Genomic DNA, 21,413 nt, shown 5'->3' with positions numbered 1-21,413 from the left:
GCGCCCGCCCCGGCCGCAGCCCCCGTGGCAGACACCACCTCAGGCCGCCTGCAGGGCGCCCGCAGCCCGGACGGTGCCATCCAGTCATTCCTCGGGATTCCCTACGCGCAGGCACCTGTCGGCGCATTGCGGCTCGCCTCGCCTAAAGCCTTTCAGGCGAGCGCCGGCGTGCGCGATGCGACCCGCTTCGGAGCCGCCAGTCTTCAGACCATCCCTCCGTATGTGTCGTGGATCTACACGACGCCCGAGCGTATGGCCGAGGACTGCCTGAGCCTCAACGTCTGGGCCCCCGCCGAGCGCAGCGGCCCGTTTCCGGTGATCGTCTGGCTGCACGGCGGCGCCTGGCGCACCGGTGCGACCAGCATGCCGCTGATGGACGGCGAGGCACTCGCGCGGCGGGGCCTCGTGGTGGTGACGATCAACTTCCGCGTGGGTGGCCTGGGCGCCATTTCGCACCCGGATCTGGCCGATGCCGACACCGGCAGCCAAGCCAACTGGCAGTTGCAGGATCAGATCGCCGCGCTGCAGTGGGTACGCCAGAACGTCGCAGCCTTCGGCGGCGATGCGCAGCGCGTGTGCCTGGTAGGCCAATCTGCCGGGGCGACCAGTTGCGCCATCCTGGCCCAGAACCCCTCGGCACGCGCCTGCTTCCAGAAGGTGGTGCTGCTCAGCCCAGCCGGTCTGCCCGCCCCTTCGGCTTTCACCTTGGCGGATGCAGCCACGTACACCGAGGCGCTGGCGAAGTCATTGAACACCACGCCGCGCGGTCTACGCAGCGTGGACGCCACCCAGCTGTTCCAGGCAGAGGCCGCGCTCAACGGCCAGCCCCTGCCGGCCGGAATCCGCTCAGGCTTCGGGCCTCGTAACGCGCCCATCGTGGACGGTATCTCCTGCCTGTCCGACTGGACCCGCACTGCCTGGCCGCAGAACCTTCCGGCCGTCTTCATGAACACGCTGACCGAAGGCTCCTTCTTTCTGGACGCCATCGATCCAAAAACCAACAGCCGCCTGACGCCTGCGTTGCCGACGACGCGGGACCAGTTGCTGGCCCTTGTCGTGCCCCAGGTTGCCGGCTCCACCGCCAACGCCAATCTGGTCATCGACGCCTATGCGCAGGCGGCTGCACAGGAGGGCCGCTCCAGCGCGTACGGCGACCTGTGGATAGAAATCTACGGTGACCGCGTATTGCGCAACTTCGGCGTTCGCTACGCCGGTCGCATCGCAGCACAGGGCGGCAGCGTGAGCTATGCAACTTACTCCCATGCCATTCTGGCGCCCGGCCGAGGGGTACCTCACTGCGCAGAGCTGCCCCTGCTTTTCGGCACGTTCGGCCTGGATGCCTACCGCGACAAGGTGGGCGCGACGGCCGCCGAAACATCACTGTCGCAGAACATCATGGCAGCCCTGCGTAGCTTCGCTCAAGAAGGCAGCAGCCGGTTGCCTGCCGACAGTCCGTGGCGCCAATACACGCCCCGCACCGGCTCAGCCCTCACCATCGGCGACGCCGGCGGCAGCGCGTTCACCGCGGGCGAGGTGCCCAAGCTGTCTCAGCTTGCCGTGTGGGATTCGCTGCTGGGCTACGCCTGATGTGTCAGTGCAGGCGGCTCCTGCCGCCGCCCCTTTCAATGAAGGTGGCACTGAAGACGACTGGACCGCATGAAGGTCGTCGTGCACGACGTTCGCCGCAGGCAAACACGACCCAGGTGCGATTCCGACCGCGAGGTTGGTTCCGGCTGCCGCCTCCGATGACGTGAAAAACGTTCCGAACGCAGCGGGCCGTGCCGACCCCCTGCGTCCCCGACGTTGTGGGAATAACCGATTGCGGCCCGACGAGCGCGTCAGTCATGAGCCAGCCAGCGACGGATACGCTGGCCCAGCACCTCGCGGCTGATGCCGTAGCGGTCGTGGAGCGTGGGCAGCGCACCGGCGTTGAGGAAGGCGTCGGGCAGTCCGGCGAGATGGAAGCCGGCCGGCTGCACGCGATGGCGCAGCAGGGCCGACGCCACCGCCTCGCCCAGGCCGCCGATCACCGAATGGTTCTCGGCCACCACCACCAGGCGGGGCCGGGCACCCACGGCCGCCACGATGGTGGCTTCGTCCAGCGGCTTGATCGTCGGGCAGTGCAGCACCGCCACGCCCACGTTGTCGCGCTGCAGGTCGGCCGCCACTTCCAGCGCGCGCATGGTCAGGATGCCGCTGGAGATCACCAGCACGTCCGCGCCTTCGCGCAGCATCTTGGCCTTGCCCAGCTCGAAGCGGTAGCCCTCGATTTCGTCCAGCACGAGCGGCACCTGGCCGCGCAGCAGGCGCATGTACACGGGGCCCGGGTGCTCGGCGATCTGCGGCACCGCCTGCTCGATGTCCAGCGCATCGCAGGGGTCGACGATGGTCAGGCCCGGCACGCCGCGCATCATGGCCAGGTCCTCGGTGGCCTGGTGGCTGGGGCCGTAGCCGGTGGTCAGGCCCGGCAGGGCGCAGCAGATCTTCACGTTCAGGTTTTCTTCCGCGATCACCTGGTGGATGAAGTCATAGGCGCGGCGCGTGCCGAACACGGCATAGGTGGTGGCGAAGGGCACGCGGCCTTCCTTGGCCAGGCCGCCCGCTGCGCCCATCAGCAGTTGCTCGGCCATGCCCATCTGGAAGAAGCGCTCCGGGTAGGCCTGGGCGAACAGGTGCAGGTCGGTGTACTTGGCCAGGTCGGCGGTCATGCCGACCACCTCGGGGCGGCTGGCGGCGTATTCGACCAGGGCCTTGCCGAAGGGGGCCGCCCGGGTCCGCTGGCCCTCCGAGGCGATGGAGGCGATCATGGCCGACGTGGTCAGCCGGGGCTTCTTCTCTGCGACGGCCTGGCTCATGCTGCGGCTCCTTCGGTGGCGGGGGTGGGACGGCCGGCGTCCAGGATGGACAGCGCCTGCTGCCACTCCGGCGGATCGACGCGGATGAAGTGGTTCTTCTCGCGCTGCTCCAGAAAGGGCACGCCCTTGCCCATGAGCGTGTCGAAGAGGATGACCCGGGGCTTGGCCTCGGCGAGCCCCCGGGCGGTGTCGAAGGCGGCGAGCACGGCGGGCAGGTCGTTGCCGTTGACGCGCTGCACATGCCAACCGAAAGCAGCCCACTTGTCGGCCAGCGGCTCGAAGCCCAGCACCTTGCTGGAAGGGCCGTCGGCCTGCTGGTTGTTGATGTCGACCAAGCAGATCAGGTTGTCCAGGCGGTGGTGGGCGGCGGCCATGGCGGCCTCCCAGGTGGAGCCCTCGTCGAGCTCGCCGTCGCTCATGCTGTTGTAGACGAAGGCGGGGTTGCGCTTCTGCTTGAGGCCCAGGGCCATGCCCACGCCGATGACCAGGCCCTGGCCGAGAGAGCCGCCGGAGATCTCCATGCCGGGCGTATACGTGGCCATGCCGGACATGGGAAGGCGGCTGTCGTCGCTGCCGTAGGTCTCGAGTTCGGCCTCGTCGATGACGCCGGCCTCGATGAGGGCGGCGTAGTGGGCGATGGCGTAGTGGCCGTGCGACAGCAGGAAGCGATCGCGGCCCTCCCATTCCGGATCGTCGGGGCGCAGGTTCATGGCATGGCCATAGGCCACCGCCAGCACATCGGCCCAGCCCAGGGCCTGGCCGATGTAGCCCTGCCCCTGCACCTCGCCCATGCGCAGGGCGTAGCGGCGGATGCGGTAGGCCCGCTCGCGCAAGTTGTTCGTCAGGTCGGACATGAAGGTTCTCGATGGTGGCCGCAAGACAGCGGGGGCGCGGCCGGCATGCGGACGCACCGCGGCATGCGGCGGGAAGATGGGAGCGGGGGAAGAAGACGGGGCGCGACGCCGGTCAGTGGATCAGCATGCCGCCGTTCACGTCCAGCGTGATGCCGGTGCAGTACGCCCCCAGGTCGCTGGCGAGGAAGACGCAGGCGCCCGCCACGTCGGCGGCACGGCCCAGGCGGGCGAGCGGGATCGTGTCCTCGATCTCCTTCTTGCGTTCCGGGCTCAGCTTGCCCTGGGTGATGTCGGTCTCGATCAGCCCGGGCGCAATGCAGTTGACGCGGATGCCTTCGATGCCGAACTCGCGGGCCATGGCGCGGGCCAGGCCGAGCACGCCGGCCTTGGCGGCCGAGTAGTGCGGCCCGCCGAAGATGCCGCCGCCGCGCTGGGCCGACACCGACGAGATGCAGACGATGGCGCCGGACTTCTGGCGGCGCATGGCCGGGAGCACCGCCTGCGACATGTACATCGTGCCGCGCAGGCTCACGTCCAGGATGCGGTCGTAGTCGGTCCCGGTGATGTCCAGTGTCTTCACCGGCTGGGTGATGCCGGCGTTGTTGACGAGGACGTCGATGCGGCCGAAGGCCTTCAGCGCCGCTGCGGCGGCGGCCTCGCAGGCGGCCTTGTCGGTCACGTCGCCGACGACGCCGAGGTGGCCCTCGCCCAGGCGGGCGGCGGCGGACTCGGGCTCGGCGCGGGCCAGGTCCATGATGACGACGCGCGCGCCCTGCGCGGCCATTTCGCGCGCCGTGGCGAAGCCGAGGCCATTGACCCCGGCACCGCCGGTGATGAGGGCAACCTTGTTTTCGAGCAGCATGTTGTCGGTCTCCTTGAAGGGGAAGTCGGGCGCGGGGCCCGTTCGTGATCTGCGTGCAAACGCACGGGTTGGGTCGAGTCGATGGCGGCGATGTTCGGCGGCGTTCAGGATGAAGGCAAACGATGATTGATCATCGAAGGATGACGGTTCTTCACCTGATCACCGGGCGAACCCTAGGCCGCGGAATGCCACTCTGCGTGGGCGCTTCGGCGCATCCGCCATGGCGGGCGCAGGGTCGTGAGACGACGAAAAGCCCGGCGCACAAAAGGGTGCGCCGGGCGCGGCTTGAGGCCGGCATCGAAGAGCAGGAAAGGCGGGCCGAAACGCCCGCCTGCGAAACTAGAGCGTCCGGGGGTAGAACAGCGGCGCGCCTTCGCAAGGCACGTCCACCCATTCAACCTGGCCCTTGGAGACTTCCGTCACCAGGATCCGCCGCTCACCCTGGGCGAAGCACAGGTTGGTGGGGCAGGCGCCATCGAGCGCCAGCCGCTCGGCCACGCGCCCGTCGGTGCCGAGCACCGTCACGTTCTTCTGCGCGTACACGGTGCAGTAGCAGCGACCGTCGGCGCCGAACTTCATGCCGTCGGGGCCCTTGAAGCCGGGCTGGTCGTCCGGCTGCAGCACGTTGCCGAACAGCTCGCGCCGCGCTGGCGCACTGCCGAACACGTCGTAGCGGTACACCTCGCCGGTGAATGAGGCATTGGCATACAGCGCGTCGCCGGGTCCGAAGGCGATGCCGTTGGTGAAGCGGATGCCTCGGTCGATGACGCGCACGATCTTCATCGTGCGGGGATCGATGTCGTACACCCGGCCGTCCCAGGCGAAGTCCATGAAGCCCTCGGCGAAGTCCTGGCCCTCGAGGAAGTCCGTCATCGCCATGCCGGAGTCGGTCATGTAGAGATGCCCGTCCGGCCCGAAGGCCAGGTCGTTGGGGAAGTAGAAGCGCCCGTGCGTGTCGTCGCCCTCCAGGCGCTTGACCTCGCGCCCGTCCGGGTCGATGCACAGCAGCGCGCGCAGGCCGGCCTCGGCGACCCAGAGCAGGCCGTCGCCGTCGATGGCCAGGCCATTGGGCCGGCCCTGCGTGTTGCGCACCACACGGCGCTCGCCGTTCGCACTCAGGTGCGTCACGTTGAGCGTCGCGTTGGACATCTCGGTCACATACATGGCGCCGTCGGGCAAAGAGACGGGCCCTTCCGGTGCGCCGACGTTCGAAGCGAAGATTCCTGAAGCCATGGGGAGACTACGAAGAAGAAATGAGAAAAGGCCAACCCCGCCCCGAGGGGCGGGGTACGAAAGGACAGGCCGTGGCTCAGTAGGCGCCGGCCGAAGGCGGATACACCCGCTTGACCGTGGCCTGCACCGCCGGGTCGGTGATGGTCTCGCTCGTGACCAACGGCATCACCAAAGCCAACTCCTTCTTTGTCGGCTTGCCCTTGAGGGCGTTGTACACCTGCTCCGTGGCGTCGATGCCCTGGCCGCCGGCCTCCTGCAGGAAGATGCCCTGGATCGCGCCTTCGCGCAGCAGCTTGATGGTGGTGGGGCTGCCGTCGGCCGTCACCACGGCCACCTTGCCGACCAGGTTGCGCGTCTGCAGTGCCTTGGCGGCGCCGGTGCCGGCCTCGTCGTACATGCCGTAGATGGCCTTGACGTCGGGGTGGGCGGTCAGCAGGTCATTGGCCTGGGCCACGGCCTCGTTCACCGTCAGGCCGCGCGTCTGCAGCATCTGGACCAGGTCGCAGCCGTCTGCCTTGAAGGACTCGGTCGCGCCCTTGAGGTACTTCTGCGCGTTCTCGCGGTCCTGCGGCAGCGACAGCATGCCGACCTTGTTGCCGCCACGCTCCTTGGCCAGCTTGCACACGAAGCTGCCCTGCGCCTTGCCCGTGTCGTAGTTGTTGGCCGTCACGGCCGAGACGTAGTCGGTCTGGCCGGCCTGGGGCCCGATGCCGGCGAAGGCGATGGGCACCTTCTTGTCCTTCAGGAAGGCGAGGACCGGCGGCGTGCCGGTGGAGTTGACCGGCCCGATGACGATGGCATCGACGCCCTTGGTCACGGCGGTGCGGATGTTGTCCATCTGCTTGGCCGGCGAGTTCTCGCTGGTGTATTCGACATAGTTCATGCCCAGCTCGGCCGCCTTGGTCTTGACGCCGTAGCCCACCCATTGCCAGTAGCTGATGTCCAGCGACGGCGCGATGTAGGCCACGGTGAGCTTCTTGTCCTGCGCCTGCGCCGCGGGAGCGAGGGCCACGGCGCCAGCCAGGGCCAGCGTGCAGCTGCCCGCGAGCCGTGCGAGCGTCGAGAGGGAACGGGTTGTCATGGGATGTCTCCTTGGGGTGAAAAAAGAGGCGGCTGCGAGGAACCGGCGAGCGGGCGCGAGGGCGGCGCCTAGCGCCGTTGCTTGCTGAAGCGATCGATCAACGCCGCGGCCAGGATGACCAGGCCGGTGACCGTGCCCTGCCAGAAGCTGTTGATGCCGATCAGGTTCACGCCGTTCTGGATCACGGTGATCATCAGTGCGCCCAGCATGGCGCCCACGGCGGAGCCCGTGCCGCCGGCCAGGCTGGCGCCGCCGATCACCACGGCCGCGATGGCCTGCAGCATCAGGGGCGAGCCGGCCGTGGCCTCGGCATTGCTGATGTACGAGATGCTGATGAGCGCGCTGAAGGCGGCCAGCAGGCCCGAGGCGATGTACGCCATCATGCGCACGCCGCGCACCGGAATGCCGAGCAGACCGGCGGCCTGGCTGCTGCTGCCCACCGCGTAGAGCCAGCGCCCGGCCACCACCTTCTTGAGGCCGAACTCCACGGCCACCAGCAGCACGATGCAGTACAGCACATGGTTCACCAGGCCGGGCACCAGGCTGCCCGCGTTCAGCAACCAGTAGTCCGGCTCCGGCACCGGCATCGAATGGCCGTTGGTGACGATGAAGGCCAGGCTGGCCGCCACCGCGTAGGTGATCAGCGTGACCACGAAGGGCGCCAGCCCCACCCAGGCCACCAGGAAGCCGTTGATGGCGCCGAACACCACCCCCACCGACAGGCCGGCGATGCTGGAGCCCACAGCGCCCAGGCCCTGCGACATCGCCAGTGCGGTCACCATGCCGGCCAGCGAGAACACCGAGCCCACCGACAGGTCGATGCCGCCGGTCACCACCACCAGCAGCACGCCGATGGCCATGATGACCAGGGGCGCGGCGGCCTGCATCACGTTGGCGAAGTTGCCCCAGCTCAGGGCCGCCGGAATGAGGGCGCCGACGAACAGTTCGAGCAGCACGATGGCCGCGGCGATGGCGATCTCGGTGCGGTAGCTGGCGACCGCGCGCCAGGGCGATGACGCCGCGGCGCGCGGCGGATGGGGCGTGCTGCCCAGCAGGGAACTCATGTCGGTGTCTCCAGGGTTGTTCAGGCGGCCATGCCGGTGGCATCGGCCAGGCGCTCTTCGGTCAGCTCTTCGTGCGCGAGCAGCGCGGTGGGCTGGCCGTCGGGATCGAAGGCGAGCGCGAGGTCGCACACCTCCTTGAGCTCGACGTTCTCGGTGGACCACCAGATGACGGTCGTGCCGTGCGCGGCCAGCGCGCGGATCTGCGCATAGATCTCCTTCTTGGTGCCGATGTCCACGCCGCGCGTCGGCTCCTCCAGCACCAGCACCGACGGGGCGAGCTGCGTCCATCGCGCGATCAGCAGCTTCTGCTGCGTGCCGCCCGACAGGGCGCTCGGCAGCTGCCACAGGTGGCCCTTCACGGACAGGCCGTCCATGAGGCGCTGGGCCTCCACCTGCTCGGCCGCGCGCACCCAGATGTCACCCTGCCGCACGCGCCGGGACGCCATCAGGTTGTCGATGATCGGCAGGCTCAGCAACAGCCCCTTGTTGGCCCGGTCGCCCGACACGTAGCCCACGCCGGCGGCCAGCGCCTTGCGCGGCGAGCGCGTGTCCAGCACCCGGTCGCGCACGGCCAGGTGCCAGCGGCCCCGGGCGCCGGCGGCGCCGACCAGCTGGTCGATCAGGGCCGACGGGCCCGCTGGCGCACCCGCCAGGCCGAGCACGCTGCCCGGCGCGATGTGCACCTTCATGGCTTCGCATTCCAGGCGGACCGCGTCCTTGGCCTCGACCGGCGCGCGCACGCCAAGGGTCACCGCATGCGGCGCACGCGCCGCGTCGCCCTGGCCCATGCGCTCGACGATGTCCGCGTCAGTCAACTGGTCCAGGGGCAGGCGGTCGACCACGGTCGTGCCATTGCGCAGGATGCTGCAGACATGGGCGATCTCGCGGATCTCGCGCATGCGGTGCGAGACGAAGACGACGCCGATGCGCCGGACCTGCACCAGCCGCCGCAGCACCTCGAACAAGCGCTGCGATTCCGCGGCGGTGAGATTGGCGGTGGGCTCGTCCAGGAACAGCAGCCGTGCGCCCGAGGCCAGCGTGCGTGCGATCTCGACGAGCTGGCGCTCGTGCAGGCTCAGGCGCGCCACGGCCTGGTCCAGGGCGCGGTGCGCGAATTCCTCGTCGATGAGCGTCAGCGCGTCCAGGGCCTTGGCACGCACGGCAGCGGCATCGACCACCGCCAGTGCGCGCCGCGCCTGCGGCAGCGCGATGTTCTCGGCCACGCTGAGGTGCGGCAGCAGCGCCATTTCCTGGTGGACCACGGCCACCAGCGTGCTCGCGGCCTTGTGGACGTTGTCCAGCGAGCGCGGCTGGCCGTCGAGCGACAGGTCGCCGCTGTCGCGCGGCACGATGCCGGTGAGGATCTTGATGAGGGTGGACTTGCCGGCACCGTTGCCGCCCAGCAGGGCGTGGATTTCACCGGCGTGAATGGCGAAGTCCACCCCCTTGAGGACCTGGGTTGGCCCGAAGCTCTTACGGATGCCGCGGGCGACGACGAGGGCGCTGGAGGTCATGGCGGTTTCTCTGCGCATGCCGGCTCAGACGGGTCTGCGGCTGCGGCCACGCGCGTCCAGACGGCCCACGGGGGCCGTCCGGCGAAGGCACGCAGGCGCGCGGCAGGCAGGGGGCGGCGAACGAAGCAAGATGAAGTCTCCATGTCGTGATGCCGGCCCCTGCAGGCGTGGCAGACGCGCATCGCAAGGGTGGCACAGGCGCCTTGTCGTCGGCGTCGAATGGCCCGCATGGTCGCCGCGAAGCGGCATGAGCTCAAGCGATGTCTTCTCAACCTAAGATGACGCCGTTTCAACTGACGCAGGGGTTGACCCTATGGCTGCCATTCCGCCCATTTCGAACCTGCAGGCCTTCGAGGCCGTCGCGCGTCGCCGCAGCTTTGCCCTGGCGGCGGCCGAGCTGCATGTGACGGCCTCCGCCATCAGCCACCAGATCGCCCGGCTCGAGGACTTCCTGTCCACCCGCCTGTTCGAGCGAAGCGCCCACGGCGTGCGCCTGAGCGCGGCGGGCGAGCGCTATTTGTCGCGCGTCGGCGGCGCCATCCAGGCCCTGGGCTCGGCCACCGACGACATGCGCCAGGGCGTGAGCAACAGCCTGTACGTGCATTGCGCACCCAGCCTGGCCACGCTGTGGCTCATGCCGCGGCTGCGCGAATTCGCCCTCGCCCACCCGGAGATCGCGCTGAACCTGTCAGCGGCCCACACCCACAGCGACTTTGCGCTGGGGCAGGCGGACATCGACATCCGCTACGGCGTGCCCAACTGGGGCGACCTGGTGATCGAGCCCCTGTTCGAGGAGCCCATCGTTCCGCTCGCCAGCGCCGCCTACATCGCAGAGAAGGAATTGACGCGGCCCGAACAGCTGCTGGAGGCGACCCTGATCCAGAGCAACGTCAGCGTGGTGCAGTGGTCGGACTGGTTCCGCGCGCACACCAACCGGCGCGCGCCGGAGCGCTTCAGCGTGCGCTTCGACCGCGCGCAGATGTCGCTGGACGCGGCGGCGCAGGGCCTGGGCGTCGCGCTCGAGAGCGCCGTCATGGCCGGCAAGCACATCCGCGAGGGCCTTCTGCAACCGGTCTTCGGCATGGCGCCCTGCATCAAGGTGAAGGCGCACTTCGCGGTCTACCCGGCGCGGCACTCCAAGCGGCCGACGGTCGAGGCCTTCCTGGCATGGGTCCACGGGCAGGCGGCGAGGACCTGAGCGATCGGCGAAAAGAAAAAGCCGCGGTGGCGGCGTCTTCAATTTCAGCAAGAAGCAGACAACTCGGGATCAGATTGGGATCCTCGCCATATGCAGGCAATATTCCTGTGCTTGATCGCTCACCGCCATAAACAGGAACTTCCAGCCGGCCCGTCCATAGCGTCCTTGCGCTTACCCACGACCCGGTGACTGGGTCGCTCGATATGGCCGAGCATCGGGGTGTCGACGTGCAGAAGATGACCCGCTTTCTTGTGCACTTAGCAACAGCTCGGCTCGCGTGGTTCCAGGTCCGACACCTTGGGCAGGGCTGCACGCCTGAGAGCGCGGCTGACCGTCAACAACCGCGGCTGCCCCATGGCCGAGCAGAACAGTGCCGTGTGTTGGTGCGCATCCAGCAGCAATGAATCCAGCATCCATGGTCTCGAGCCGCGTGTCCATCGCGCCCATGCCCATTCGGTTGGGCGGCACGGTGCCGGCGATGCGCGCTGGTCGCAGCAGGTACCAGTAGTCAGACATGGCCTTGTCCGGGGGTTCAGCGACCCACGAATCGCGGCTTGCGCTTCTCGATGAATGCGCGCATGCCTTCAGCGGCGTCCTCAGTCTGCGAAACCTGCGAGAACAGGCGCGCTTCCAGTTCGAGACCCTCGGCGAGCGGCAGGACCTGCGCCTGGGCAACGGCGTCGCGGGCGAAGCGGAAGGCGGCGGGCTGGCGCTCGCCGAAACGCGCCAGGAACTCCTCGCCGGCCTGCACCGGATCGGTGATCGCTCTGACTTGGTGGACCAGGCCTATGGCCAGCGCTTCTTCCGCGTCCACCAGGCGGCCGCTTGCGATCAGCTCGAGCGCGCGCGCGGCACCGACAATCCGGGGCAGGCGCTGAGTTCCACCGTAGCCAGGTAAGAGTCCCAGCCTGAGCTCCGGCAGGCCGAGCTTGGTGCCGGGCGCAGCGATGCGGAACGAGCAGGCCATGGCCAGTTCCAGCCCCCCGCCGAGGGCGACGCCGCGGATGACGGCCAAGGAGGGAAACGCCAGGCGGTCCAGCTTGGTGAAGGCGGCCTGCCCGCGGCGGGCGTTCTCGCCCTGCTGGTCACCGTCCTGGCCCAGCAATTCTTTGACGTCAGCGCCGGCACAGAAGGCCTTCCCGCCGGCGCCGGTCACTAGAAGGGCGCGGGGCGAAGCGGCTGCGGCGGCGTCGATCGCTGCCGCGATGCGACCAATCATCTCGGCGTTCAAGGCATTCATCGCCTCCTGGCGGTCCAGGGTCATAACGGCCAGGTCGCCATGCATCTTCAGGTGAACGCCCATTCTTCGGACTTCCTCATGGTTTGGATTGCTGCGGGCGCATCACGATACGCCCGGTAATTTCCCGCCGGAGCATGGCTTGCAGCATCCGCGGGACTTCGTTCATGCCAACGACCTGGGTCAGGCCGATGGCGCGCGTAGGCTTCATCTCGTCGGAGAGCCGTGCCAGCAGCACCTCGGTGAGCGGCGCGTATTCCGTCAGGTTCACGCCCACGATCCGCACGCCGCGCAAGATGAAAGGCAACAGGTTGGACACCAGCGCATTGCCGGCCGCATTGCCGACGCTCGCGATGCAGGCCTTGGGCTTCATGCTCCGGATCAGCCCGTCAAACGTTTCGCCGCCGACGGTGTCGATCGCACCGGCCCAGGCCGCGGGAGCGAGGGGTTTTGGCGTCCCCTCCGCCGGCAGCCTGGTGATGACCTCGCATGCGCCGAGTTCTCGCAGCACCAGTTCCTGGCTGGCCTTGCCCGTGAGCGCAACGACCCTGTGGCCACGCCGCGCCAGCATCTCGATCGCCATGGTGCCCACGCCGCCGGTGGCGCCCGTCACCAGCACCGGCCCCGCGCCAGGCACCAGGCCTTGGTCCTCGAGCAGGTGGACCGACAGAGCGGCCGTGATCCCGGCAACGCCTAGCGCTGCAATCTCGAAGGTTGACAGGCTCGCGGGCAGGTGGCGCAGGTGGTCGCGGTCCACCCGCACGTAATCTGCGAATCCACCATCACGCTCCACGCCAATGCCATTGGCGCACGAGAACACCTTGTCCCCGGGCGCGAATGCGGGGTCCGCGGATTCGACGACGACGCCGGAGAAGTCGCTGCCGGCGATCCGCGGGTAGTTGCGGATCACCCTGGCTTCGGGCTCTGTCGCCAACGCGTCCTTGTAGTTGAGGCCCGCGTACGCTACCTGCACTGTTACCGCGCCCGGCGTAGTGTCGGCGAGCGCCTTCCTCCGCACGAACGCACCCTGCCGGCCCTCCCCGAGCACGCACACGCAGTTGATCTCTTCCGGGCTCTTCATGATGGTCTTCACTTCCTGTCGCTATCGCTGCGGTGTGGCCGATAGAATCGTTGCACCCCTCCTCTCCTGCCCCATGATCCAACGCACCGAACCGGACGATTCCAGCTCCCACAAGGCTGTCGAGGCGGGGCCCCGCTCCCTGGTGCGCGTGCTCAACATTTTTGAGAAGCTCGCGAAGATGGACGAAGGCCTGACCCTGACCGAACTGAGCGTGGCCCTCGACTCGCCCAAGAGCAGCCTGCTGTCGCTGCTGCGTCCGCTGGTGGCATCGGAGTACCTGGTGCACTTGGCGGGCCACTACCGCCTGGGCCCTGCGATCCTGCAACTGTCGATGAAAGTCCTGGCGGGGCATTCGTACCCGAGTCTGGCGCGCGTGTTCCTGCAGGAGCTCGCCGACCGCAGCAACGAGAGCGTCTACCTCACCGCTATCGATCGCGAACATCGCGTCGTCACCTACGTCGACGCGATCCAGAGCAAGCAGGCCGTGCGCTACGCGGTGGGCGTCGGCGCGGTCCGGCCCCTGTTCGTGTCCGCGGCCGGCCGTGCATTGCTGGCCCACCAGGAACCTGAATGGGTCGCTTCCTTCTTGGCGGCAGGACCTTTCCAGAGTCCTTTGGGCGATGTGGTGATAGAGGCGGATCAACTTCGTGCAGATCTGGACAGGATTGAGAAGGAAGGCTGCGCCGTAAGCCTTAGTCAAGCCGTGGATGGAGCCGCGGGAATCGCGGCGCCGATCATCGACTCGCAGGGCCGCCCGACGCACGCGCTGCTGGTGGCGGCGCCGCTGGGCCGCATGCTGAAGTCGCTGCCACAGATGCGCGAGCTCGTACTCGATGTCACTGCACGGGCCTCGCAGGCTCTGTCCAACGCGCGCACGCACAGCCCGGGCAAGAACGCCTGACCGGGCCTACGCGGCGCGGCCGGCAAGTTGCTCCGACCAGCGGCGCGCAGCGTCTTCGCCGAGCCAGTCGCGCAGGGCCGCGAGGCTACCCTCCGTGCTGGGATGTTCCGGCGGCCGCGGTGCCTTTGGCGTACTGCGTGAGAAGCGGGGTGCAGGCGCAGGTTGTTGCACGCCATCCACCTCAACGAAGGTTCCGCGTTCCTGCAGGTGTGGGTGCCGCGCCGCCTCCGCCGCGTCGAGCACGGGTGAGAAGCAGGCATCGCTGCCTTCCAGCAGCGCGCACCACTGGTCGCGCGTGCGGGTCGCGAAGATGCGCTGGAGCTTCTCCTTGGCGGCGCTCCAAGCGGCCTTGTCGTCCTGCGGGCCGATCTCCTCGACCGACGAGCCGATCAGGCGGCATAGCTCCGCGTAGAACTTCGGCTCTATGGGCGCGACACAGATGTACTTGCCGTCGCTGCAGCGGTACGTGTCGTAGAAGGGCGCGCCACCATCGAGGATATTGGTGCCGCGTTCGCCGAGGAGCCCCGCGCCATGCAGGCCGAACAGCGAGGTCGCGAGCGACGCAGCGCCGTCGACGATCGCCGCGTCGACCACCTGACCCTTGCCCGAGCCGCGCGCCTCCAGCAGCGCCGCGACCACCCCGAGCGCAAGGTAGAGGCCGCCGCCACCGAAGTCGCCGACCATGTTGAGCGGCGGCAAAGGCGCCTGTCCCTGCCGGCCGATCCACGCCAGCACGCCGGTCACGGCGATGTAGTTCAGGTCGTGCCCCGCGGCCTGCGCCAGGGGACCGGCCTGGCCCCAGCCGGTCATCCGCCCGTATACCAGGCGCGTATTGCGGGCGAAGCAAGCGTCCGGCCCCAGACCCAGGCGCTCGGTCACGCCGGGACGGAAGCCTTCGATGAGGGCGTCCGCCCTGTCCACCAGGTCCAGCACGAGCTCCCGCCCCGCGTCGCTCTTGAGGTCCACCGCCAGGTTCTGACGGTTGCGCAGCAGAAGGTTGAATTTGAGCGGGCGTTCGATGCCCAGCTTGGCCGGCACCGGACGGTCCACGCGAATGACGGTGGCGCCGAGGTCCGCCAGCAGCATTGACGCGAACGGGGCGGGGCCGATCCCGGCGAGTTCGACAATCCTGACTCCGTGCAGGGGTCCCATGGCAAGGCGTTTCAGATGAAATGGGTGTGAGACGGGCCGTGGCGGACTCAGTCGAGCTTGATGCCCGAGGACTGCACCACCTTCTCCCAGCGCTTGATCTCGGCGCCCATGAAGGCGCGGAGCTCTTCTCCGGAAGATCCGACGGGCTCGGCGCCCTGCGCGGCCAGCTTGGCCTTCACTTCCGGGTCTTGCAGCGCCGCTACGTAGGCATTGCGCACCTTGGCGACGATCTCCGGCGGCGTCGCCGCGGGCGCCAGCAGCGCCTGCCAGGCGCCCATGGTGAAGCCGGGGACCAGCGACTCGCTGACGGTGGGAACGTTTGGCGCCAGCACGGAGCGCTGCGCGCCCGTGACCGCGAGCGCGGTCACGCGCTTGTCGCGGGCATACGGCCAGGCGGAGTTGATGGGGTCCGCGAACAGGTCCACGCGCCCGGCAATGACGTCGGGAAAGGCCGCCGCTCCGCCCTTGTAGGGGATGTGCGTCGCCTGCACGCCGAGCGAGTTCAGCACCACGTACATCGCCAGGTGCGTCAGGTTGCCGTTGCCCGAGGAGGCGTAGCTGACGTCGTTGCCATTCTTGCGCAGGTAGGCTTTCAGCGTCGCCGCGTCGACGATGCCGGAACTCAGGCTCGACATGATCAGCAGCGGCTGGTTGATCACCAGCGACACCGGCTGCAGGTCTTTCGTCAGGTCGTACGGGACCTTCTGCCTGAAGGCGGCCGAGAAGGCGAGGGACGAGGTCGTGTGGAGGAAGGTGTAACCGTCGGCCGGGGCCTTGGCGACCATGTCGGCTCCGACATTTCCGTTGGCGCCTGGCTTGTTGTCCACGATGACGGTAGTACCGAGCATGGTGCCGACTTTCGCACCGATGAGGCGCGCCACTTGGTCGGTCGCGCCGCCAGCGGCAAAGGGCACGACCAGCTTGATGGGCTGGGTGGGCCAGTGGCCCTGGGCAAGGGCCGTGCCGATGGATGAAAGTCCAAGCACGGCCGTCGCCAGCCACCGGGTCAGTTGTCTGGGGCTATTCATGTGCATGTCTCCTTGGTCTTGGGTTCTGGATTCAGTCCGCGCCTTCGGACGCCTTGGCGGGTTTGGCCGCCACCATGTAGAGGCCGCGGCCGCTGGCGATAAGCCGGCCTTCCGCGTCCGTCACCCGAGCGCTCGCCGCGCCCATGGTGGAGCCGAGGTGCGTGATGGCCGCTTCGGCTACCAGGTCGCCCGGCGTGGCGGCCCGGTGATAGTCGATGTGCAGGTCGATGGTGGGTACCGCATGGCCCAGCGCCGCCGCGATCGCGTAGTCGGCACTGCAGTCGACCAGCGCGGCGATCACGCCGCCATGGGTCGACTGCCGCTCCGGGCTGGAGATCAGTTCTTTCCGCCAGGTGATGCGCAGCGTGACGCTGCGCTCGTCGACCGCGACCACCTTCATGCCGAGCCAGCGGTTGAAGGGGGAGCGGTCGACGACCCCCTGCAACTGCGCGGTGTTCAAACGGGTGCTGCTCATGCCTGCCCCCGGTCGCTCAGTCCATCTTCACACTGTTGGCCCGGATGATCTGGGACCAGCGCACGACTTCGGTCTGGATGAAGGCACCGTACTGGGCCGGCGTGCTGTGGCGCGCCTCTGCGCCCTGAAGGGCAAACTTCTCGAGCAGCGCCTTGTCCTTCAGCGCGGCCTCGATCGTCGCGTTGAGCTTGTTGATCACCTCCGGCTTGGTGCCGGCGGGCGCCATGATGCCCGACCAGGCACCCAGTTCCAGGCCCTTGGCGACGGTCTCGGACATGGTGGGCAGGTTTGGCTGCGTCTCCATGCGCTTGAGCGTGCTGACCGCCAAGCCGTTGACGCGGCCGTCCTTCATTAGCGGTATCACGCCCGGTGCGGTGCCCAAGTAAAACGACACTTGGCCGCCCGCTAGGTCGGTCATCGCCGGCGCTTCGCTGCGGTAAGGCACATGCGTCGCCTCGGTGCCGGTGGCCTGCAGGAACAGCAGTGCGGACAGATGCGTGATGTTGCCGTTGCCCGCCGACGCGTAGTTCAGCTTGCCTGGGTTGGCCTTCAGGTAGGCGACGAATTCCTGCGCGGTGCGCACGTTCAGGTTCTTCGCCGTTGCCAGGATGATTGGCAGGTTGGCGGTCTGGCTCACGGGCACCAGGTCCTTGATCACGTCATAGGAGAGCTTGGGGTAAAGCGCCGGGCTGATCGCGATCGAGGATGTGTTGTACAGCAGCGTGTAGCCGTCGGCCGGCGCGCGGGCGACGGCCTCGGCCGCGATGTTGCCGTTGGCGCCCGCCTTGTTGTCGACGATGACCTGCTGGCCGAGGATCTCGCCCATGCGCTGCGCGAGTGCACGGGTGATCACGTCCGTGCCGCCGCCGGCGGCAAAGCCCAGCACCAGGCGGATGGGCTTGCTGGGATATGCCTCTTCCGCCTGCGTCGTGTGCAGGACGCCCATGCAGATGCAGGCGCCGGCAATTACCGTCTTTGCGAGGGACTTCAACTTCATTTTTGTCTCCACCCGATGCCTTGCTGTTTGGGATCAGCCGGCCATGGTCAGGCCGCCCGAGACGGACAGCACCTGACCAGTGATGAACGCGGCTTCGTCGGACGCCAGGAAGCACACGGCGCCCACCACGTCCTCCGGCTGGCCCAGGCGGCCAAAAGGGATGGCCTTTGCGAGTGCGCCACGCAGCTTGTCGCCGGACTCGCCCTCCCCAGCGAAGTCGCGGAACAGTGCGGTTTCGGTCGGGCCGGGGCAAACCACGTTGACCGTGATCTGCTTCCGAGCCACTTCACGGGCCAGCGTCTTGGAGAAGGAGATGATGCCTCCCTTGCACGCCGAATAGACGGACTCTCCGGAGGAGCCGACGCGGCCTGCATCGGAGGACACGTTCACGATGCGGCCGTAGCCGCGGGCGATCATGCCCTTGACGATCGTGTGCTGCAGGTTCAGCGGCCCGACCAGGTTGATCGCGATGAGCTTCTGCCACAACTGCGGGTTGGTGTCGATGAAGCGCGCGGCATGGTCCCAGCCCGCGTTGTTTACCAGAACCTCGATCGGGCCCAATTTCGCCTCGACGTCGGCCACCGCGGCCTGGACCTGCGCATAGTCGCTGATGTCCACGCCGTAAGCGCGGGCCGCGACGCCGTGCGCGCTCAACTCCGCCGCCAACTCGCTGGCCGCATCCTTGTTCAGGTCGAACACGGCGACCTTGCCGCCCTCTTCGCTCATGCGACGGCAAAGGGCGGCGCCAATGCCGCCCGCGCCCCCTGTAATTACCACGACCCGATTTTTGAGTCCTCTCATGCTTCGCTCCTGGATGTACGGTTGAGGATCAGGCCGCAGCGCTCTTGCACTTGACCATGCGCAGCGGGGTGTAGCTCAGGACCACCTGGCCCTTTTGGTTGATGACCTTGTTGGCGGTGCGCACCAGCGCCCGGCCAGGGCGGCTCTTGGAGGCGCGCGATTCGATCACCTCGCACTCGACGTGCAGGGTGTCGCCCGCGAACACCGGGCTGTGCACAGTCAGTTCCATGTTCAGGAAGGCGTAGCCGGTCTTCTGCATCGTCGATTGCGCCAGCAGGCCTTCCGCGACGCCGTAGATGAAGGCGCCAGGGGCGATGCGGCCCTTGATGTCCGACTCGTGCTTCACGAACTCCATGTCCGTAAACAGCACCTCGGTCATGTGGATCACATTGCAGAACGCGCAGATGTCGGCATCCATCACGGTGCGACCCAAGGTCTTGAATTTCTTGCCGACGGGTAGGTCTTCGAAGTAGAGACCCAGGCCGACAGTGGGCATGTCAGATGCGCTCATGTGTTTGTCCTCGTGAAGAATTCAGCGGGCGCGCGCGACGCGGCCCAGCAGGCTGTTGGCAACGATGTTCCGCTGGATCTGGTTGGTGCCTTCGATGATCTGCAGCACCTTCGCGTCGCGGAAGTAGCGGTTGATGGGGTATTCGGCCGACACGCCCGCGGCGCCGAACAGCTGCACGGCATCTGTGGCCACCCTCATCGCCGTGTCGGTGGCGAAGCACTTGGCCATGGCGGCGATGGGTGCCAGTTCCACGGCGGGCGCGGACTGGTCGACCAGCGACGCGGCGCGGTACACCAGGTTGCGCGCGGCCTCGGTCTGGATTGCCATGTCCGCCAGCATCCAGCGGATGCCCTGGAAGTCGGAAACCTGCTGGCCGAAAGCCTTGCGGTCCTGCACGAAGGCCGTGGCGTGGTCGATCGCGCCCTGCGCGAGACCGACGCCGCGCGCGCCGATGAGCGGGCGGCTGGAGTTGAAGGCCTCCATGACGGCCCGGAAGCCGCCGCCCACCAGGTTCTTCTCCGGCACGAACACGTCGTCCAGGAACAAGGGGCAGGAGGGCACGCCGCGCGCGCCGATCTTCTCTTCCTTCTTGCCAACGGTGAAACCGGCCGTGCCCTTTTCGACGATGAAGAGACTGATGCCGTCCTTGCCGTCCTGCTCGTACTTCGCGGCCACCAGCACGAAGTCGGCGAGGTCAGAGTTCGTGCACCAAATCTTGGCGCCGTTGATCTTGTAGCCGCCGGGCACCTTGACGGCACGGGTACGGATGCCGCTGACGTCGGACCCGCTCTGGGCCTCCGTCGTGGAGAACGCGCCGCGCATTTCGCCGGAGGCGAGGCCGGGCAGCAGCCACTCCTTCTGCTCCTCGGAGCCTCCATGCAAGATGGCGCCGAAAGGAACCCACTGCACCAGCAACAGGTACGCGGTGTTGTAGCAGACGCGCGCCAGTTCCTCGATGGCGATGCAGGCGGACAGCATGCTGCCCGTGCCGCCGTATTCGACCGGGAACGGCAGGGTAAAGAGCCCAAGCTCCTTCAGGAGTGCATACATGTCGTGCGGATATTCCGCAGTGCGATCTATGTCGTCCGCGCGCTTGGCCACCTTTTCGCGGGCCACGCGACGCAGCAGATCCTGGATCTGGCGCTGGTCGTCGGTCAGGGAGTAGTACATCGATTCGGTCAGTCTTTGTTCGCGATTTCGACGACCTTGGCGGTCGCCAGCTGTTGCACCCGCTCCGCCGACAGCTCGAGCACGCTGGAGAGGATTTCCTGCGTGTGCTGCGCGCGCAGGGGTGGCGCATACCGGTACTCGACAGGAGTGGCGGACAGGCGGATGGGATTGCGGACGGTCGTGATCTCGCCGCCTCGGGCGTGCTGCTGTTTCACCTCCAACTCGCGTGCGACGACCTGCGGGTGCTCGAAGACCTTGTCGTAGGTGTTGATGCTGCCGTTGGGCACTTCGCTGCGCTCCAACACCTGTAGCCAGTGGGCGGTGGTCTCCGTCACGAACAGCGCAGAGAGCTCGGCGATCAGCGGCTCGCGATTGATGTTGCGGTCGGCCATACGGATGTAGCGCGGGTCCTTCACCAAGTGGCCCTGGCCGAGACACGCGCAGAGCTTGCGGAACTGGCCGTCGTTGCCGCAGGCCACGATGAGATGGCCGTCTTTGGTGCGGAAGGACTGGTAGGGCGTGAGGTTGGGGTGCGCGTTGCCCCAGCGCTTCGGGATCTCGCCGCTCGCGAAGTAGCTGGCGATCTGGTTCGAACCAAAGTGGACGATGGTGTCCAGCAGCGAGATGTCGATGCACTGGCCTTCGCCAGTGTGGCGCCGGTGTTCCAGCGCCGCCAGGATGGCGATGGTGGCGTTCAGGCCGGCGAGCACGTCGGTGATCGCGATCGAGGTCTTCACCGGACCGCCGCCCGGCTTGTCGTCAGGCTCGCCGTTAATGCTCATAAGGCCGCCCTCACCCTGAAAGATGAAGTCGTAGCCGGGCTTCTCCGCGTAGGGGCCATCTTGGCCGTAGCCGGTCACCGAGCAATAGATCAGGGCCGGGTTGACCGCCTTCAGGTCCTCGTAGGACAGGCCGTAGCGCTTGAGGTCACCGACCTTGTAGTTCTCCGCCACGACATCGCACTTCTTCGCCAGCTCCCTCACCAGTTCCTGACCTTCAGGCGTAGCAAGGTCAATCGCAATCGAACGCTTGTTGCGGTTCGTGGATGAGAAATAGGCCGAGTCGCTGGTCGACCGGCCATCCTCGTCGCGAAGCCATGGCGGGCCCCAGTGGCGCGTGTCGTCCCCAAGCACGGGGCGCTCCACCTTGATGACATCGGCGCCGAGGTCAGCCAGCATCTGAGTCGCCCATGGGCCTGCCAGTACGCGGGTCAGGTCCAGGACGCGAATTCGGGAAAGAGGTCCAGCCATCGCGGCCTCCTTAATTCATATATATGAACATAGTTCGTCTATAGTAACAACAACTTGCCGGTAGAGCGCCATACCCCATCAATTCGTGCGGGATAATGAACGATGTTCGACAATGAGAACCACACGCCGTTGGTCATGCAGCCCCAGCC

General features: G+C 67.5%; 20 protein-coding genes. 3 read left to right on the top strand and 17 right to left on the bottom strand.

Going from position 1 to position 21,413, the window contains the following annotated elements; genetic code table 11:
- The coding region (locus NS331_RS06065; RefSeq protein WP_242873666.1) for a carboxylesterase family protein at positions 1–1,587 on the top strand (1,587 nt) is incomplete at its 5' end.
- Positions 1,588–1,838: 251 nt separating this feature from the next.
- On the opposite strand, the gene NS331_RS06060 is transcribed toward NS331_RS06065, so the two are convergent.
- The 7 genes from NS331_RS06060 to NS331_RS06030 form a co-directional block, all read right to left on the bottom strand.
- Positions 1,839–2,855 (bottom strand): transketolase family protein, encoded by a 1,017-nt coding sequence (locus NS331_RS06060; RefSeq protein WP_058641111.1) that lies wholly within the window; start codon positions 2,853–2,855, stop codon positions 1,839–1,841.
- Positions 2,852–3,709 carry a transketolase gene (locus tag NS331_RS06055; protein ID WP_058641110.1) on the bottom strand — a complete coding sequence of 286 codons (858 nt, stop codon included), beginning with the start codon at positions 3,707–3,709 and terminating at the stop codon, positions 2,852–2,854. The genes NS331_RS06060 and NS331_RS06055 overlap by 4 nt, the downstream gene beginning before the upstream one ends.
- Positions 3,710–3,821: 112 nt before the next feature.
- Complete coding sequence (locus NS331_RS06050; RefSeq protein WP_058641109.1) at positions 3,822–4,571, bottom strand: SDR family NAD(P)-dependent oxidoreductase; 750 nt, start codon at positions 4,569–4,571, stop codon at positions 3,822–3,824.
- 339 nt (positions 4,572–4,910) lie between these two features.
- Entirely contained in the window at positions 4,911–5,735 is an 825-nt protein-coding gene (locus tag NS331_RS06045; RefSeq protein WP_206597323.1) for an SMP-30/gluconolactonase/LRE family protein, read from the bottom strand.
- 145 nt (positions 5,736–5,880) lie between these two features.
- Entirely contained in the window at positions 5,881–6,885 is a 1,005-nt protein-coding gene (locus NS331_RS06040) for a substrate-binding domain-containing protein (protein WP_082702292.1), read from the bottom strand.
- A 68-nt stretch (positions 6,886–6,953) separates the two neighbouring features.
- Entirely contained in the window at positions 6,954–7,949 is a 996-nt protein-coding gene (locus tag NS331_RS06035; protein ID WP_082702291.1) for an ABC transporter permease, read from the bottom strand.
- A gap of 20 nt (positions 7,950–7,969) precedes the next feature.
- Positions 7,970–9,463 (bottom strand): ATP-binding cassette domain-containing protein, encoded by a 1,494-nt coding sequence (locus NS331_RS06030; RefSeq protein ID WP_082702290.1) that lies wholly within the window; start codon positions 9,461–9,463, stop codon positions 7,970–7,972.
- Positions 9,464–9,776: 313 nt separating this feature from the next.
- Here NS331_RS06030 and NS331_RS06025 point away from each other — a divergent pair, with 313 nt between their 5' ends.
- A complete protein-coding gene (locus NS331_RS06025; RefSeq protein ID WP_058641106.1) occupies positions 9,777–10,661 on the top strand; it encodes a LysR substrate-binding domain-containing protein in 885 nt (294 codons plus the stop codon).
- A gap of 532 nt (positions 10,662–11,193) precedes the next feature.
- Here the strand turns inward: NS331_RS06025 and NS331_RS06020 are convergent.
- Both NS331_RS06020 and NS331_RS06015 read right to left on the bottom strand, forming a co-directional pair.
- A complete protein-coding gene (locus tag NS331_RS06020; RefSeq protein ID WP_058641105.1) occupies positions 11,194–11,964 on the bottom strand; it encodes an enoyl-CoA hydratase/isomerase family protein in 771 nt (256 codons plus the stop codon).
- Between the two features lie 13 nt (positions 11,965–11,977).
- Positions 11,978–12,991: an acrylyl-CoA reductase family protein gene (locus tag NS331_RS06015; protein ID WP_058641104.1), complete on the bottom strand. Its 1,014-nt coding sequence runs from the start codon at positions 12,989–12,991 to the stop codon at positions 11,978–11,980.
- Positions 12,992–13,052: 61 nt separating this feature from the next.
- Here NS331_RS06015 and NS331_RS06010 point away from each other — a divergent pair, with 61 nt between their 5' ends.
- Positions 13,053–13,880: an IclR family transcriptional regulator gene (locus NS331_RS06010; protein ID WP_058641103.1), complete on the top strand. Its 828-nt coding sequence runs from the start codon at positions 13,053–13,055 to the stop codon at positions 13,878–13,880.
- 6 nt (positions 13,881–13,886) lie between these two features.
- On the opposite strand, the gene NS331_RS06005 is transcribed toward NS331_RS06010, so the two are convergent.
- Genes NS331_RS06005 through NS331_RS05970 form a run of 8 tightly spaced genes read right to left on the bottom strand, consistent with a single transcriptional unit; the run spans position 13,887 to position 21,264 of the window.
- Positions 13,887–15,032: a CaiB/BaiF CoA transferase family protein gene (locus tag NS331_RS06005; protein WP_082702289.1), complete on the bottom strand. Its 1,146-nt coding sequence runs from the start codon at positions 15,030–15,032 to the stop codon at positions 13,887–13,889.
- 47 nt (positions 15,033–15,079) lie between these two features.
- Positions 15,080–16,060, bottom strand: coding sequence for a Bug family tripartite tricarboxylate transporter substrate binding protein (locus NS331_RS06000; RefSeq protein ID WP_058641102.1), 981 nt, complete (start codon positions 16,058–16,060; stop codon positions 15,080–15,082).
- A 31-nt stretch (positions 16,061–16,091) separates the two neighbouring features.
- A complete protein-coding gene (locus NS331_RS05995; protein ID WP_058641101.1) occupies positions 16,092–16,535 on the bottom strand; it encodes a PaaI family thioesterase in 444 nt (147 codons plus the stop codon).
- Between the two features lie 16 nt (positions 16,536–16,551).
- On the bottom strand, positions 16,552–17,532 hold the full coding sequence (locus tag NS331_RS05990; RefSeq protein WP_058641100.1) for a tripartite tricarboxylate transporter substrate binding protein: 981 nt from the start codon (positions 17,530–17,532) through the stop codon (positions 16,552–16,554).
- Positions 17,533–17,565: 33 nt separating this feature from the next.
- Positions 17,566–18,333: a glucose 1-dehydrogenase gene (locus NS331_RS05985; RefSeq protein ID WP_058641099.1), complete on the bottom strand. Its 768-nt coding sequence runs from the start codon at positions 18,331–18,333 to the stop codon at positions 17,566–17,568.
- Positions 18,334–18,361: 28 nt separating this feature from the next.
- Positions 18,362–18,844, bottom strand: coding sequence for a MaoC family dehydratase (locus NS331_RS05980; protein ID WP_153012758.1), 483 nt, complete (start codon positions 18,842–18,844; stop codon positions 18,362–18,364).
- Between the two features lie 21 nt (positions 18,845–18,865).
- Positions 18,866–20,014 (bottom strand): acyl-CoA dehydrogenase family protein, encoded by a 1,149-nt coding sequence (locus NS331_RS05975; protein ID WP_058641097.1) that lies wholly within the window; start codon positions 20,012–20,014, stop codon positions 18,866–18,868.
- Between the two features lie 8 nt (positions 20,015–20,022).
- The gene (locus NS331_RS05970; protein ID WP_058641096.1) at positions 20,023–21,264 is read right to left on the bottom strand and encodes a CaiB/BaiF CoA transferase family protein; all 1,242 of its coding nucleotides are present in this window, start codon (positions 21,262–21,264) and stop codon (positions 20,023–20,025) included.
- Positions 21,265–21,413: the final 149 nt, after the last annotated feature.

The sequence above is a fragment of the Pseudacidovorax intermedius genome, from assembly GCF_001476815.1.
Lineage (GTDB): Bacteria > Pseudomonadota > Gammaproteobacteria > Burkholderiales > Burkholderiaceae_C > Xenophilus > Xenophilus intermedius_A.
Note: the sequence above shows the minus strand (reverse complement) of the source record. Positions and strands in the feature narration are given on the sequence as shown.

What these genes read in the sequence shown, in the direction of transcription:
- NS331_RS06060 (WP_058641111.1), bottom strand. Translation starts at nt 2,855, where the DNA reads ATGAGCCAGGCCGTCGCAGAGAAGAAGCCCCGGCTGACCACGTCGGCC.
- NS331_RS06055 (WP_058641110.1), bottom strand. Translation starts at nt 3,709, where the DNA reads ATGTCCGACCTGACGAACAACTTGCGCGAGCGGGCCTACCGCATCCGC.
- NS331_RS06050 (WP_058641109.1), bottom strand. Translation starts at nt 4,571, where the DNA reads ATGCTGCTCGAAAACAAGGTTGCCCTCATCACCGGCGGTGCCGGGGTC.
- NS331_RS06045 (WP_206597323.1), bottom strand. Translation starts at nt 5,735, where the DNA reads ATGTATGTGACCGAGATGTCCAACGCGACGCTCAACGTGACGCACCTG.
- NS331_RS06040 (WP_082702292.1), bottom strand. Translation starts at nt 6,885, where the DNA reads ATGACAACCCGTTCCCTCTCGACGCTCGCACGGCTCGCGGGCAGCTGC.
- NS331_RS06035 (WP_082702291.1), bottom strand. Translation starts at nt 7,949, where the DNA reads ATGAGTTCCCTGCTGGGCAGCACGCCCCATCCGCCGCGCGCCGCGGCG.
- NS331_RS06030 (WP_082702290.1), bottom strand. Translation starts at nt 9,463, where the DNA reads ATGACCTCCAGCGCCCTCGTCGTCGCCCGCGGCATCCGTAAGAGCTTC.
- NS331_RS06025 (WP_058641106.1), top strand. Translation starts at nt 9,777, where the DNA reads ATGGCTGCCATTCCGCCCATTTCGAACCTGCAGGCCTTCGAGGCCGTC.
- NS331_RS06020 (WP_058641105.1), bottom strand. Translation starts at nt 11,964, where the DNA reads ATGGGCGTTCACCTGAAGATGCATGGCGACCTGGCCGTTATGACCCTG.
- NS331_RS06010 (WP_058641103.1), top strand. Translation starts at nt 13,053, where the DNA reads ATGATCCAACGCACCGAACCGGACGATTCCAGCTCCCACAAGGCTGTC.
- NS331_RS06005 (WP_082702289.1), bottom strand. Translation starts at nt 15,032, where the DNA reads ATGGGACCCCTGCACGGAGTCAGGATTGTCGAACTCGCCGGGATCGGC.
- NS331_RS06000 (WP_058641102.1), bottom strand. Translation starts at nt 16,060, where the DNA reads ATGAATAGCCCCAGACAACTGACCCGGTGGCTGGCGACGGCCGTGCTT.
- NS331_RS05995 (WP_058641101.1), bottom strand. Translation starts at nt 16,535, where the DNA reads ATGAGCAGCACCCGTTTGAACACCGCGCAGTTGCAGGGGGTCGTCGAC.
- NS331_RS05990 (WP_058641100.1), bottom strand. Translation starts at nt 17,532, where the DNA reads ATGAAGTTGAAGTCCCTCGCAAAGACGGTAATTGCCGGCGCCTGCATC.
- NS331_RS05985 (WP_058641099.1), bottom strand. Translation starts at nt 18,333, where the DNA reads ATGAGAGGACTCAAAAATCGGGTCGTGGTAATTACAGGGGGCGCGGGC.
- NS331_RS05980 (WP_153012758.1), bottom strand. Translation starts at nt 18,844, where the DNA reads ATGAGCGCATCTGACATGCCCACTGTCGGCCTGGGTCTCTACTTCGAA.
- NS331_RS05975 (WP_058641097.1), bottom strand. Translation starts at nt 20,014, where the DNA reads ATGTACTACTCCCTGACCGACGACCAGCGCCAGATCCAGGATCTGCTG.
- NS331_RS05970 (WP_058641096.1), bottom strand. Translation starts at nt 21,264, where the DNA reads ATGGCTGGACCTCTTTCCCGAATTCGCGTCCTGGACCTGACCCGCGTA.